This is a genomic window from Bartonella sp. MR110HLJHH, assembly GCF_042194225.1.
Lineage (GTDB): Bacteria > Pseudomonadota > Alphaproteobacteria > Rhizobiales > Rhizobiaceae > Bartonella > Bartonella grahamii.
On sequence record NZ_JBHIMQ010000120.1, the window covers coordinates 1 to 519 of the forward strand.

Annotated in this window: 1 protein-coding gene; it reads right to left on the reverse strand. The window is 48.9% G+C overall.

Annotated features, from left to right (window positions below):
* Nucleotides 1–519 (reverse strand): filamentous hemagglutinin N-terminal domain-containing protein (locus ACFIKB_RS09695; protein ID WP_375653565.1); only part of this gene is annotated, 519 nt, incomplete at both ends.

A 519-nucleotide genomic window follows, 5' to 3' on the forward strand; every position in this document is an offset into this window, starting at 1 on the left:
GCCAAATCTCCTTTGACCTGTATGGGACCCCCGACACTGATCTTGCGCGAAACAAGATCAAAAATATCTAATGCACTCCCATCAGCCCCACGAGCGCCTATGGTGATATCACCACCCTCAACACGCAACCCACTCAAAGCCCCATCGGCTCCAATGATCGGTTGTCCGGTCGATAAAGTCACCCTTGGTGTATTAATAAAACCACAACCGTTACAGGTAATCCCATTGGGATTGGCGATAATAACATCCGCCATATGCCCGTGTACTTCGCTCACGCCTTCAAGACGCGAGCGATTGGCACTCACCACTTCATTAAGAATAACCTTTGCTGCACCGCTATAACGCAAATTGCCGTTGCCTGGCACCAATCCCCCAAGCTGTGAACGCGAAACCTCCTCAGTCGAATTGTTCAAAATCACGCCATGGGTATCAACATTGAAACTGTCATATTTGTTATGAGAAAGACCCTGTCCATTGGGGCGAACAATATCAATCAGCGGCACATCATTGCCGGCTTTC